This window comes from Bacillota bacterium, assembly GCA_013177945.1.
GTDB lineage: Bacteria > Bacillota > DSM-12270 > Thermacetogeniales > Thermacetogeniaceae > Ch130.
Window position 1 is genome coordinate 71,316 of sequence record JABLXW010000003.1, and the last position, 12,252, is coordinate 83,567.

The window sequence follows — 12,252 nt, forward strand, 5'->3', positions numbered from 1 at the left end:
AGAAGGGATGAATGATGAAACAGAGTACGATCTTGAGCGGAATGCGGCCCACAGGCCCTCTCCATCTGGGGCATTTAAGCGTGCTGGAAAACTGGGCCAGGCTCCAGGAAAAGCACCGCTGCTTTTTTATGGTTGCCGACTGGCATGCGCTGACGACGGCTTTTGACGAGCCTGGGCAGATTGTGGAAAACACCAGGGCGATGGTGCTGGACTGGCTGATGGTCGGGCTTGATCCCCAGAAAAGCACCATCTTCGTGCAGTCGCACGTAAAGGAGCATGCGGAGCTGCACCTTCTCTTTTCTCTGATTACACCTGTTTCCTGGCTTGAGCGCTGCCCTACTTATAAAGATCAGGTTCAACAGTTTCGGGAGCAGGGAAAGGATATTACCACATACGGATTTCTCGGTTACCCCCTCCTCCAGGCTGCGGATATTTTAATTTATAAAGCGGATCTCGTTCCGGTGGGGGAGGATCAGCTTCCGCACCTGGAATTGTGCCGGGAGGTGGCGCGCCGCTTTAACTACTTGTATAAGAGGACGATATTTCCCGAGCCGCAGGCTTACCTGGCCGAGGTTGCCCTCATTCCCGGGATAGATGGTCGGAAAATGAGCAAGAGCTACGGGAACGAAGTGCCCCTCGCGGCGACGCCGGAAGAAATAGAAAAGAAGGTGCGGATGATGGTGACGGACCCTGCCCGGATTCACGCCCGGGACCCCGGACACCCGGAGGTTTGTACAATCTATGCCCTGCACCGTCTTTTTAACCAGGCCCAGGTGGAAGAGCTGGAGCAGGTTTGCCGCCGGGGGGAAATCGGGTGCGTCCCCTGCAAAAAGAAGCTTTCCCAGATGATGATCGAGTTCCTCTCTCCTTACTGGGAGCGGCGCCGCGAGCTGGAAAAAGATCCGGATTACGTCTGGGATGTCCTGAGGCAGGGAGGGGAGCAGGCGCGCCTCCGGGCACGCCAGACCATGGAAGAGATTCGGGCGGCGATGGGATTTGAACTACCGCGTCAAGCTAGAGGCCTTTGAGGGGCCCCTGGACCTTCTCTTGAAGTTGATTGAAAGGCAGGAATTGCCGGTTGCTTTGATCTCGGTACGCGAGATCGTTGAGCAGTTTTTCGAGTATTTTGCCCGGGCGGAGTTTGCAGACTTCGAAGAGGCGGGCCAGTTTCTGGTGCTGGCGGCCACCCTGCTGGCAATTAAGGCTCAGCTGGTCCTGCCTTGCCGGGAAGAGGAGATGGAAATCGATTCTTCCTTCTTTCCTCAGGAGGAAGCCGAGGCGGGCGGGCCGGGGCACAACCTTTTAACTTACCAGCAGGTTCGGGAGGTAGCCGTAACCCTGGAGGCATGTGCCCGGAACTGGCAGCTGTGCCATAAACGGCCTCCTTTTTTGTTTCAGCAGAGGCCTGTCCCCCAGGCTGCCCGCGAGGATTTGCTCCGCCTGATTCAGGCCTTAAAAGAGATCCTGGCGCGGAAACCCCCTCTTTTCGAGCCCTATGAGGTCAAGCCGGTTCCGGTGGATCTCGGGGAGAGGATGGAGTATATTTTAAACCGGCTGCAACTCAAGCCCGGGGGTCTCCTTTTTTCAGAACTTTTTTCTCCTCCCGCGCCGAGAGAAGAGATTATCGTTACCTTTCTTGCCCTCTTGGAGCTGGTTTACCAGAGAAGGGTTAAAGTAAACCAGAGCGACGGCCGCGGGGAGATTGTTCTCACCCCGGCCGGCTCCGAAAAGACTCTCGGGAGGGATGAGGATGCCGGTCATTTTTCCTGATGAGGCAATGGCGGTAATAGATGCTCTTCTTTTTGCTTCATCAGAACCCCTTTCGGTAAAAATGCTCAGCGAGATTACAGGTTTTGCGCCGGAGGATGTAAAGCACTTTTTGGAGCGGTTGACTGAGCTTTACAACCGGCCGGGGCACGGACTGCGACTGGTAGAGGTGGCGCAGGGCTACCAGCTCGTGACCAGGCCTGAACATCACTCATACATTGAAAAACTTCGACAGGGGAGAGAAAAATTGCTTCCCCTTTCCCGGGCCGCCCTCGAAACCCTGGGCATTATTGCTTATTACCAGCCGGTAACCAGAGCAAAGATCGAAGCAATCCGGGGGGTTAAGGTGGACCACGTCCTTGCAAACCTCCTGGAGCGGGGGCTGATTAAAGAGGTGGGAAGGAGCGAGGGGCCGGGCAGGCCTGTTCTTTACGGGACGACTTCGAAGTTTTTGGAGTATTTTGGTCTCAAGGACCTCTCCGATTTACCCCCCCTTGATTCTCTGAAAGAGGCCTGAACTTGACCTCTTTCGCTTTGGAAAAGTAAAAATGGTATACTTTTCTGCACCAGGCGCAAAACTTATGGTTAGAGATGCTGCTTTAATCGAGGTGACCAGGGTTTTTGCGTGCCGGTGGTCTGATCATCTTCATATTCCTCTTGCTGGGGGCAGGGTTTTTTTTATTTTTTGTCTTGCCGGTGCAGGTTCGTTTTTTGCTTGAGAGGAGGGGAGGGAGGCAGTCTCTTCTCTTGAGGATTGGAATCTTCAACGGGAGGATAGGCATCGGAACCAGATTTTTTTCAGGGAGAAAAAAGAAGATGCTCTCTTCCCGGCTCAAGCTGATTGGAAAAATAAGGGCGAGGAGTTTTTCGCCGCCCCACCGGATCGCCCGCTCTCGCTGGCTCTTGTTGTTCCAGGAGCTGCGTTTTTATTATTCCAGGTTGAAAAAGTTTGGTTTTCTGCTTCGCGATTTTTTCCGGAAAAGTTTTTGTTCCCGCTTCTTTTGGGAGACCACCGTCGGCCTCACCGATTACGCGGCAACGGGGATGATTGCAGGAATGGCCTGGGCCTGGAAAGGGTCGGCTCTCGGGATTTTGTCTCAATTTCTCAGGATTTCTCCGGCTGGCATCAAAATTCTGGTAATTCCTGATTTTGGTAAACCACGCTTTGAGTTCAGGCTCGAGTGCATATTGGAAACCCGTTTCGGTCATATTATTATTGGACTCCTGAGATACCTGGTGTGGCGAAAAAAATTAAAGGGAAAACCGGACGCGCAAGGAGGTGGAAGGATTGGCCGATCATCCTATTGAGGCTCTCATGAAGACGGCGATGGAAAGCATTAAAGAAATGGTCGATGTCAATACGATCGTTGGTGATCCTGTGGAAACCCCGGATGGAAGCGTTATCATGCCTGTTTCGCGGGTGAGCTGCGGTTTTGCGGCCGGTGGAGCAGATTTTCAACCTGATGGACGCCGGGAGGGAGAGGGCGCTTTTCCCTTTGGGGGCGGCAGCGGAGGGGGTGTTTCCGTCCAGCCGGTAGGTTTTCTGGTTGTTGGGCACAACCAGGTTCGCCTTTTACCTGTTGATGGAAACCCTGTCGTTGACCGCCTGATTGATCTGGCACCAACGCTACTGGAAAGGTTTCAGAGTTTTATCCAGCGTGAGCCTGTAACATCATAATAAGGAAGAGTGGTTGCACGGCAGCCCGGATGGTTCCAAAAAGCCTGGTTTATTGCTGGAAGGCCGGACGGGCTCTTTTTATTTTCCAGATTTCGCTTCTGCTTCGGTTTTTTGTTTGGAGCCATTCTGTGTTGCCGGCAGGAATTTCCGAGATGCTGCAGAATTATTCAGCCTCAGGAGTTGAGTGGAGTAGTGCGGCGGAAATTGCCCTGCTTCTTTCTGCTTTTTTTTGTTTTTATCTCCAGCAGTTCTGCAGAAGAAATTTCCGGCCATGATTATCCCGAAATTAAAGGGGCGGCAGCAATCCTGCTGGATGAAGGATCTGGTCGCATTCTTTTCGAAAAGAATGCCCGACAGAGAATGTCTCCCGCCAGTTTAACGAAGATCATGACCGCCCTTTTGGTCCTGGAAAACGGCCACCTGGAACAAAAGGTGCGGATCAGCAGAAAAGCGGCGGAAACAGGGGAGAGTTCGATCTGGCTGGAAGCCGGCGAGGTATTGAGCAGGCGGGAGCTGCTTTACGCCCTCATGCTGAATTCGGCCAACGACGCGGCGGTGGCCCTGGCGGAGAGTGTTGCCGGAACCGAGCGCTCCTTTGTAGAGATGATGAACCGGCGCGCCCGGGAGCTGAACTTGAAGGATACGCATTTTGCAAATCCCCACGGCCTGGAAGCCCCCGGCCATTATACTTCTGCTTACGACCTTGCCGTTTTGACCCGGCAAACCTTTCTGGTTCCACTTTTTCGGGAGATTGTTGCCACCAGGGAGATGGCGATTCCCTGGCCGGGACACCCCTGGAACCGGCTCTTGATCAACAAAAACAGGTTGCTTTACCGCTACCCGGGCGCGGTGGGGGTAAAGACCGGCTACACAAAAAAAGCCGGAAACTGCCTGGTGGGAGCCGCCCGGCGGGGGTCGCTGAGGTTGATTGCCGTTGTTCTTAATTCACCCCAGGTTTACGAAGATGTCGAAGCCCTGTTTGATTACGGGTTCTCCCGGTATCGGGGTGTTCTTTTGGAGAGAAGGAACCAGACCCAGGGCAAGGTGAGGGTAGTAAAGGGCCGCTCCAGGTTCGTTGAAGCGAAACCAGAGCGTGATGTCATTATGGCGTTGCGCCCCGGGGAGGAGAAAATGCTGGATGTAAGAGTAAAAACTTTGAAACGGGTGCAGGCTCCTGTGAAGAAGGGGGATCTGCTCGGCTCCTACCGGATTTATTTAAAGGGCAAAAAAATTGGAGAGGTAAAACTTGTTGCCGGAGCCGATGTCCCGGTTAAACCCTCCTTCTGGTCAATTCTGCTCGGCTACGTCAAATTTTTCTTGAAATCCCAGCTCCCAAGCTTCGCGCAGTTTACGTCCTGACAAACAGGTGGTCTATTTATTTTCTTTCCTACATAAAGGTGAGATAGGGAGAGACTGGAGGAGGGAAAGTAAATGCTCAACCTGATCTGGCTTTTCTTGCTTCTGGGTGGGATTTCAGTTGCGGCCCTGAATGGAAGAATCGAACTGGTCACGGAGACGCTTTTTAAGGGGGCAAACGAAGGGGTAAGGATGTGTCTAGATTTGATCGGTCTGATGGCGCTCTGGCTGGGGATGCTGGAGATTGCCAGGCAGGCCGGCCTGATCCGCCTTGTTGCCCGCCTCGTCCGCCCTTTGACCGTTCTTCTCTTTCCCGAGGTTCCCCCCCGCCACCCTGCTTTGGGTGCAATCATTATGAATATCAGCGCCAACATTCTCGGTTTGGGAAATGCCGCGACCCCCTTCGGGTTGAAAGCGATGGAAGAACTCCAGAAGCTCAACCCCCATCCTGATACAGCCTCTGATGCGATGTGCACCTTTCTGGCGGCAAACACTTCGTGTCTTACCTTAATTCCGGCAACGATGATTGGGGTCCGGGTTGCTGCGGGTTCACATAATCCCACCGAAATTGTGGGGCCCACCATTTTTGCCACAGGGTTTTCGATGGTTTTCGTCCTTGCGGTTGATTTCTTGTGGCGCAATTTTTTGCGCGCCAGGTTCCGGAGGTTAAAAAAGTGCTAGAGTTAATTCTCAACCAGGTCTCCCGCTGGGCGATTCCGGCTCTTTTTTTTACCTTTCTTTTCCTGGGGTGGGTTCGCCGCGTCCCTGTTTACGAGGCTTTTATCCAGGGGGCGTCTGAAGGTTTTTATACTGCCGTCCGCATCATTCCCTACCTGGTTGCAATGTTCGTAGCAATTAAGGTTTTCCGGGTCTCGGGGGCAATGGAGCTTCTGACGCGGTTTCTCGCCCCTCTGCTGGAACTTCTGGGGCTGCCTGCCGAGGTCTTTCCCCTCGCGGTGATGCGCCCCCTATCCGGCAGCAGTGCTCTGGGCATTGCCACCGAGTTGATCAAGACCCATGGTCCTGATTCCTTCATCGGGAGGCTTGCCTCCGTAATGCAGGGAACTACGGATACCACCTTTTTCGTTCTGACCATCTATTTCGGTTCGGTTGGAGTGAAGCGGTACCGCCACGCGGTGGCGCTGGGCCTGCTTGCTGATTTAACGGGATTGTTTGCTTCCCTCTTGATCTGCCGTCATTTATTTGGCTGAAAATTATCAGTTGTTGTGGTTTGAGAAGGAAATGGGAGAAAAATGGCGAATTTTCTTCAGCGGGAGGGGGGGAATATGATTCATGTGGGGATCGTTGGGGCAGGTAAAGGTGGAAGCGCAGTCCTGAGGGCGACCCATGGGCTTCCGGAGGTGAAGGTGGTCGGGATTGCCGATTTGAACGAAAATGCTCCAGGGATGGAACTGGCGCGGAAGCTTGGCATCAGAACTTTTACTGACTGTTTGGAGCTTTTGCAGCAGCCGCGTTTGGATATCATAATTGAGGCAACGGGAAATCCCAAGGTTCAGGAGCTTTTGCACAGCAAGAAGAGGGAAGAAACGACTGTTGTGGATGCCCATGCGGCGCGCTTGATGATGACAATGGTTGATACAAAGGAGGCCATGATCAGAGAACTCCATGCCCGGGCCCAGCAACTGGCCGCCATGGCGGATGAGCTGAACGAGAATGTGAGGCAGATCACGGCAACCGTTCAGGAACTGGCGGGAGGGGCGGAAAACCTCGCCGTTCAGGGGCAGAACCTGGGTGCGATCGCCGGCACTGCAAGGCGCCATGTTCAGGATACAGGAGAGGTGCTTGATTTTATAAAGAAAGTTGCCACCCAGACCAAACTCCTGGGGTTGAATGCTGCAATTGAAGCGGCCCGGGCGGGGGAGCACGGACGCGGCTTTGCCGTTGTTGCCAATGAGGTGCGGAAGCTTGCAGAGGACAGCGGGGCGTCTGCCGAGCAGATCGAAGCGATCCTGCGCAATATAGAAAAATCTGTGGGAGAAATAATAAAAGGGATCGAAGAAACGGCCGGAGTAAGCGAGCGCCAGGCAGCGGCAACCGAACAGGTCGCGGCGACCATTGAGCAACTGGGAAAACTGGCCGGAAGCCTTGAGGAGTTTGCACACCGCCTGGCGGCTCTTACTTGAGCTGACAGGAGGGCAGATTGAAGATTACCCTGGAGCGAATCCAAAAAGTGCTGGCAAGGGCGGGAGTTGGCTCCCGGCGCGCCTGCGAAGAGTTGATCCGGGCCGGAAGGGTCCGGGTCAACGGAGAAGTGGCGACGCTTGGGATGAAGGTGGACCCGGCACAGGCCGCGATCTGCGTGGATGGAAAAAAGGTCGATACATGTAAAAATTACGTTTCTCTTCTTCTTTATAAGCCCAAGGGTTACATCTCTACGGTTGAGGACCCCCAGGGGAGGCCTAAGGTGACGGACCTCGTTCATCTTCCTGGGGTGCGTCTTTTTCCTGTGGGAAGGCTCGATCTGGATACGAGCGGTTTGCTTCTTTTAACGAATGACGGGGAACTTGCATATCTTTTAACTCACCCCAGGTTCGGAGTCTGGAAAACCTACCAGGCTCTTGTCAGAGGCAGGCCCAACCCGGCAGCTTTAGCGCAGCTGAGGCGGGGAGTGCTTCTCCCCGAAGGCAAGACCGCCCCGGCGCGTGTCAGATTGCTGAAGCAGTTTGAGGATCGGGCCTGTCTTGAGATCAGCTTGCGGGAAGGAAAGAAGCGCCAGGTTCGGAAGATGTGCGAGGCCGTCGGCCATCCCGTTCTCGAGCTGAAGCGCACCAGGCTTGCTTTTCTCGATCTCAAGGGACTGCGGCCCGGCCAGTATCGTTTCCTTACACCCGGAGAGGTGCTTCGCCTGAAAAAGATTGCCTTGAGAGGCAGTTCAAGGCAGGATAAACCTCGAGAAGAGTAGAATTAGTTTTAGACCTGCATTAACCTGGGAGGTTTTTTCGGGATGAAGCGCGGAGGAAGAGGGCCTGTTTTCTTTTTTCGTGCCGCGGCAGTTTTTCTCCTTTTTTGCCTGAGCTTTTACTCAGGCGGCTGCCGGGTTGAACAAAAGGAGGGAGGAGAAGCAAGGGGTCCCGCCGCCCCGGTTGTGGTCAGGGACGATTCGGGTGCTCTTCTGGAGTTTACCGGTTTTCCAAAGCGGATTGTTTCCCTTGCCCCCAGCAACACGGAAATTCTTTTTGCCCTGGGCCTGGAAAACAGGGTTGTTGGCGTTACAACGTACTGCGATTACCCTCCGGCGGCGAGGCGAAAAACCAAAGTGGGCGATCTTCAGGCGAATATAGAGCAAATCGTAGCTTTAAAGCCGGATCTGGTTCTGGCGAAATGGACCCTCAACAAAGATGCGGTGATCAAGCTGCGCAAATTGAAGATTCCCGTCCTGTGCGTCGAACCTGAGAGCATGGAAGGGGTCTACCGGGCCATTTTAATGGTTGCTCAGGTCACCGGCACCGAGGACGCCGGAAGAAGGATCGTGGAGAGGATGAAATCCAAAATCAACGAGGTTCAGAGGAAGCTGGCAGGCCTGACTGCATCTCAGCGCCCGAAGGTTTTTATTGAGGTAGGAGATGATCCCCTTTTTACAGCAGGGAGCGGTACCTTTATAGACGAATTGGTGAGGCTGGCGGGGGGGATCAATATCGCGGGAGACCTTCAGGGCTACCAGATGTACAGCAGCGAGGCTGTGGTAGAAAAGAATCCAGATATCATCCTTGCTCCCGACAGTTACTACGTGGATGTCGGACGGGTCCTCAAGAAGCGCCCCGGCTGGGAACAGATCAAGGCCGTCAAGAACAATCGCATTATCTCCCAGCTTGACCCCAATTTAATCAACCGGCCGGGCCCCCGTGCGGCCGAGGCCGTGGAAGCAATTGCAAAGGCTTTCTACCCAGAAATTTTCCCGGAAAAAGCCCGGGATGAATGAGATGTCCGGAACCAACTGGTTTTACCGCCTGCTCTTTTCTCTGCTCATCCTTTTCTTGCTGCTCATTTTTACCGTTGTCTTCAGCATCACCCTGGGAAGCGCGGCGGTAACCCCCTGGACGGCGTTAAAGGTATTATTTTCTTATCTTACGGGCGGGACGGCCTTTATTCATTCCGGCGTGGACCCTGCGGTCCAGGTGATTATCCTCCAGATCCGCCTCCCGCGCGTGATCCTTGCTCTTTTTGTGGGAGCTGCTTTATCAACGGCCGGGGCTGCGCTCCAGGGGTTTTTGCGAAACCCTTTGGCAGATCCCTATACGCTCGGGGTCTCTTCCGGGGCGGCAGTAGGGGCGGCGTTCACTTTAATTATCCTCCGTCCCGGTTCCACGCTGGCGGCGGCAGGGCTCCCCCTTGCCGCCTTTCTGGGGGCGCTGGTCACGGGGGTTCTGGTTTACTACCTGGCCCAGATTGAGGGGTACCTGGCGGTGGAAACTCTGATTCTTGCAGGAGTGATTATGAGTTCCTTTATGTCCGCAATTCTCTCCTACCTGCTCACTGTTGCCGGGGAAAACCTCCACCAGATTATTTACTGGTTGATGGGGAATCTTGCTCTCCGGGGGAGTGAATACCTGATCTACACTTTACCCTACTTGGTTGGCGGCATCACCCTCATCTGCTTCTTCGGGCGGGAATTAAACATCATGACTTTTGGTGAGGAAACGGCAGGACAGCTGGGGGTGGCGGTGGAGAAAACCAAGCGGATTTTGCTCTTGCTTGCCACCCTCCTGACAGGCATTGCTGTGGCCCTGGCAGGGACAATCGGTTTTGTGGGGCTGATCGTCCCGCACCTGGTGCGGCTTCTCTTGGGTCCCGACCACCGCGTTCTCCTTCCCGTTTCTGCGGTGGGAGGGGGAATCTTTTTAATTTGGGCAGACACCATCGCTCGAACAATGCTGGCGCCTGTCGAACTTCCGGTGGGGGTGGTTACCGCTTTTTTGGGTGCCCCCTTTTTTGTTTATCTTTTGCGAACCCGGAAGCGCCGGGGCTTTTAAGGGTTTAATTCAGTTTATTCACCAGGGAGTTGCTTGAAAGATGGAGGCAGTGCTCAAAGTTCATGACGTGGAGTGCCGCTACAAAGCCCACCCTGCCCTTCAGGGGGTGAGCCTGGTTGTTCCGCGCGGTATTTTCCTTGGTTTAATCGGCCCCAACGCCGCCGGAAAATCTACCCTTTTGAAAACCCTTGCGGCTACTTTGAAGCCGAGGCGGGGAGTTGTTCTTTTCAACGGAGAAGAACTGGATAAAATTTCGAGGCGCGCCCTGGCCCGGCAGGTTTCGGTAGTTCCCCAGGAAACAAGCGTGAGTTTCCCTTTCACCGCGTACGAGGTGGTGATGATGGGGCGCCATCCTCATCTGGGAAGGTTTGCCCGGGAAAGCAAACGGGATTTCGCGCTTGTCAGGGAGGCCATGGAAGCTGCCAACTGCTGGCACCTGAGGGACCGCAGCATTCTCGAAATCAGCGGAGGGGAGCGGCAGCGGGTGATTCTTGCCCGGGCGCTTGCTCAGGAGCCGGAAGTTATTTTACTGGACGAGCCGACCACTCACCTTGATTTGACCTCCCAGCTGGAGATCCTGGGAGTGCTGAAGACCCTCAACACCCGGCGGCGGCTGACGGTACTTGCCGTTTTTCACGATCTGAACCTGGCAGCACAGTTCTGCGACCAGCTGGTTCTCTTGCACGAGGGAAAAATTTTCGCGGCAGGAACTCCCGAAAGGGTGCTTACCAGGGAAACGATCCGGGCAGTTTACCGGACCGACGCCCTGGTCATCAAACATCCTTTAACAGGCATGCCCCAGGTTGTGCTTTTACCCCAGCCTGACAGGGAAAAACCTTCTCTTCCCCAGCTTCACCTCCATCTTATTTGCGGGGGAGGCGTTGGAGCGCCTTTAATGGGTCAGCTGACGAGAATGGGGTACCTCGTTTCGGCGGGGGTGCTGAATATTATGGATACGGATTGGGAGGTGGCACGGGCCCTTGGCCTCCCTGTTGCCGAGGAGAAGCCCTTTTCTCCGGTTGGGCGTGCTGCATATCAGGCAAATTTAAGGCTGGCCCGCGCCGCCGATGCGGTTTTCCTTCTTGAGATTCCCTTCGGTTACGGCAACCTTCCCAACCTCCAGATCCTTGAACCTCTTCTTGCCTCTCAAAAACGCTGCTATCTGGTGGATTTTGAACATCTGCCGGAGCGGGATTACACCGGGGGAAGGGCAGTTTGCCTGGCAGCGTCCCTCCGGGAGCAGGGTTTATCCTGTCTTCCCGACCAGCAAGCCGTTTATCAGGTGATCCACAGCTTGGGAAAGGAGAAGAGCAATGCCGAGACCGCGTCTGGAAAAAGGTCTTATTCAGGTTTATACGGGAAATAGCAAGGGCAAAACAACCGCTGCTCTGGGTCTTGCCCTGCGCGCCATCGGACACGGCTTCCGGGTCTGTGTAATTCAGTTTTTAAAAGGAGGGGCCTATACCGGGGAGTTGTTTGCGGCACAAAGGCTATACCCCTACCTTGTCTTTCGCCAGTACGGGGTTACCTGCCCCTACAGCGCCTTAATCAGACAGGGGGAGGCAGACTGCCGGGGGTGCGGGAAGTGCTTTACAGAAAAAGGAAAAGCCACAGAGGAGAACCGAAAACTTGCCCGGTTAGCCTTAAGGGCCGCGGAGGAGGCCATCTGTTCTGAAGAGTACGACCTTGTCATTCTCGACGAAATCAACAACGCTTTTTATTACGAGCTCCTTTCGGTGGACGAAGTTCTTGCACTGCTTGCCAAAAAGCCTGCCCAGATTGAAGTTATCCTCACGGGGCGCCACGCCCCCCCGGAGATCATCGCGCGGGCGGATCTGGTGACCGAAATGACTCTGGTTAAACACCCCTTTCAGAGGGGAATTCCCAGCCGGCGCGGGATTGAATATTAGTCCTGAAGAGGAGTTTATGGGGCGGAGGGCGAAATTTACTTTGAGGGTTGGAGTATTTTTCTAGGGGAGGTTAGAAAGAAGGTAAATGGGTGAGAGAAACCACCAGAAGCTCCGCTTGAAGGTTCGTTTTGACTACCGGGGGGAAGGCAAATCCGGCCGCGTTTTCTGGAGGGGAAAAGAGGGGGAGCAGGTTGCGGAAGAAATCAGGGAGCAAAAGGCAATTTTGCTGCGCAACATCCCCATCCAGGGTGTCCGCATCGAGGAGATTAATACGAACGGTGAGATTTACACAATCAGGGATGACGGTACGGGCCGGGATGTGGCCTATGCGCCCATTGAGTTTATTATGGAGGCGGATACCATCGAAGATGTGCTTCCCTTTCTTTTAAGGGAAGAGTTTCGGAAAATAGAGGTGCTTCAGCCACCTGAACTTACTTTAGACAGGCATGAGATTGAGCGGATTATCTATAAAATGAACGAGGAGCTGCGGACCTACCGCCTTTACCTGGAAAAAAGACTGGCTTCCAAGTAATTTGCGCTTGGGAAATCC

At 54.3% G+C, this 12,252-nt stretch carries 15 protein-coding genes; all 15 read left to right on the forward strand.

Going from position 1 to position 12,252, the window contains the following annotated elements:
- Positions 1 to 14: 14 nt before the first annotated feature.
- Complete coding sequence (trpS, locus tag HPY58_02805) at positions 15 to 1,028, forward strand: tryptophan--tRNA ligase (GenBank protein ID NPV28586.1); 1,014 nt, start codon at positions 15 to 17, stop codon at positions 1,026 to 1,028.
- Positions 997 to 1,770 (forward strand): segregation/condensation protein A, encoded by a 774-nt coding sequence (locus HPY58_02810; protein ID NPV28587.1) that lies wholly within the window; start codon positions 997 to 999, stop codon positions 1,768 to 1,770. The genes trpS and HPY58_02810 overlap by 32 nt, the downstream gene beginning before the upstream one ends.
- On the forward strand, positions 1,751 to 2,284 hold the full coding sequence (gene scpB, locus HPY58_02815) for an SMC-Scp complex subunit ScpB (GenBank protein ID NPV28588.1): 534 nt from the start codon (positions 1,751 to 1,753) through the stop codon (positions 2,282 to 2,284). The genes HPY58_02810 and scpB overlap by 20 nt, the downstream gene beginning before the upstream one ends.
- Before the next feature lie 230 nt (positions 2,285 to 2,514).
- On the forward strand, positions 2,515 to 3,075 hold the full coding sequence (locus HPY58_02820) for a DUF2953 domain-containing protein (GenBank protein ID NPV28589.1): 561 nt from the start codon (positions 2,515 to 2,517) through the stop codon (positions 3,073 to 3,075).
- Positions 3,056 to 3,445: a sporulation protein YtfJ gene (gene ytfJ / locus HPY58_02825; GenBank protein NPV28590.1), complete on the forward strand. Its 390-nt coding sequence runs from the start codon at positions 3,056 to 3,058 to the stop codon at positions 3,443 to 3,445. Before HPY58_02820 ends, ytfJ begins: the two co-directional genes overlap by 20 nt.
- Before the next feature lie 192 nt (positions 3,446 to 3,637).
- The gene (locus HPY58_02830; protein ID NPV28591.1) at positions 3,638 to 4,804 is read left to right on the forward strand and encodes a D-alanyl-D-alanine carboxypeptidase; all 1,167 of its coding nucleotides are present in this window, start codon (positions 3,638 to 3,640) and stop codon (positions 4,802 to 4,804) included.
- A 72-nt stretch (positions 4,805 to 4,876) separates the two neighbouring features.
- Entirely contained in the window at positions 4,877 to 5,482 is a 606-nt protein-coding gene (locus HPY58_02835) for a spore maturation protein (protein NPV28592.1), read from the forward strand.
- Positions 5,476 to 6,012 (forward strand): spore maturation protein, encoded by a 537-nt coding sequence (locus tag HPY58_02840; protein NPV28593.1) that lies wholly within the window; start codon positions 5,476 to 5,478, stop codon positions 6,010 to 6,012. Before HPY58_02835 ends, HPY58_02840 begins: the two co-directional genes overlap by 7 nt.
- A 75-nt stretch (positions 6,013 to 6,087) precedes the next feature.
- Positions 6,088 to 6,945, forward strand: coding sequence for a Gfo/Idh/MocA family oxidoreductase (locus tag HPY58_02845; GenBank protein NPV28594.1), 858 nt, complete (start codon positions 6,088 to 6,090; stop codon positions 6,943 to 6,945).
- Positions 6,946 to 6,974: 29 nt separating this feature from the next.
- The gene (locus HPY58_02850) at positions 6,975 to 7,724 is read left to right on the forward strand and encodes an rRNA pseudouridine synthase (GenBank protein NPV28595.1); all 750 of its coding nucleotides are present in this window, start codon (positions 6,975 to 6,977) and stop codon (positions 7,722 to 7,724) included.
- A 42-nt stretch (positions 7,725 to 7,766) separates the two neighbouring features.
- Positions 7,767 to 8,741, forward strand: coding sequence for an ABC transporter substrate-binding protein (locus HPY58_02855; GenBank protein ID NPV28596.1), 975 nt, complete (start codon positions 7,767 to 7,769; stop codon positions 8,739 to 8,741).
- On the forward strand, positions 8,734 to 9,792 hold the full coding sequence (locus HPY58_02860) for an iron chelate uptake ABC transporter family permease subunit (GenBank protein ID NPV28597.1): 1,059 nt from the start codon (positions 8,734 to 8,736) through the stop codon (positions 9,790 to 9,792). The genes HPY58_02855 and HPY58_02860 overlap by 8 nt, the downstream gene beginning before the upstream one ends.
- Before the next feature lie 40 nt (positions 9,793 to 9,832).
- Positions 9,833 to 11,158 carry a heme ABC transporter ATP-binding protein gene (locus HPY58_02865; protein ID NPV28598.1) on the forward strand — a complete coding sequence of 442 codons (1,326 nt, stop codon included), beginning with the start codon at positions 9,833 to 9,835 and terminating at the stop codon, positions 11,156 to 11,158.
- Positions 11,106 to 11,702: a cob(I)yrinic acid a,c-diamide adenosyltransferase gene (gene cobO, locus HPY58_02870; protein NPV28599.1), complete on the forward strand. Its 597-nt coding sequence runs from the start codon at positions 11,106 to 11,108 to the stop codon at positions 11,700 to 11,702. Before HPY58_02865 ends, cobO begins: the two co-directional genes overlap by 53 nt.
- 85 nt (positions 11,703 to 11,787) lie before the next feature.
- Positions 11,788 to 12,234: a hypothetical protein gene (locus tag HPY58_02875; GenBank protein NPV28600.1), complete on the forward strand. Its 447-nt coding sequence runs from the start codon at positions 11,788 to 11,790 to the stop codon at positions 12,232 to 12,234.
- Positions 12,235 to 12,252 lie beyond the last annotated feature (18 nt).